General features: G+C 36.8%; 1 protein-coding gene. It reads right to left on the bottom strand.

Annotated elements, in window-relative coordinates:
* Positions 1-519: metallophosphoesterase (locus tag AC3G7N_RS22620; protein ID WP_489424341.1), on the bottom strand; the 519-nt coding region annotated here is incomplete at both ends.

Below are 519 nucleotides of genomic sequence, written 5' to 3'. Positions count from 1 at the left end.
AAAGGAAGGCGAATTTGCCCCCCGTGGTAATGTCCCGCCATTAATAAATCATAATCCGGCATTTCCAAATTGGGTGAGTCTAAAATATGATCAATTCGCGGATCCACAACAGGATAATGATTAAGTGCAATAAGTGTATCAGCTTCCTCTATATTTTTTAATTCCTGCATTAGTTCTTTTTGATAGGACAGGTACTGTCTATTTGCTGCATAAGATGGTTTTGGGATTCCATTTGGTATCCCCACATTTCCTATTGATAGCTCAAAGTTTACAAAACGAAGGCTTTTGCCATCTACTGAAATAGTATCAAAATTCTCTAGGAACGTAACTCCTCTTTTTTCCATTCCTTGAATAAACTCACTTTTTTCAACAGTTTGGTTCACTTGATAACTTTCTGGGTCAGCGTTTCCAGGTACGTACCATGCATGCTCTTTATTATTAATGCCATCTATAAGTGTATAAAAGTATTTATAATTTGTACTTTCAACCCCATCCAGCATATCCCCGGTAAAGACAATT

The sequence above is a fragment of the Virgibacillus carmonensis genome (assembly GCF_057836705.1).
Note: the sequence above shows the minus strand (reverse complement) of the source record. Positions and strands in the feature narration are given on the sequence as shown.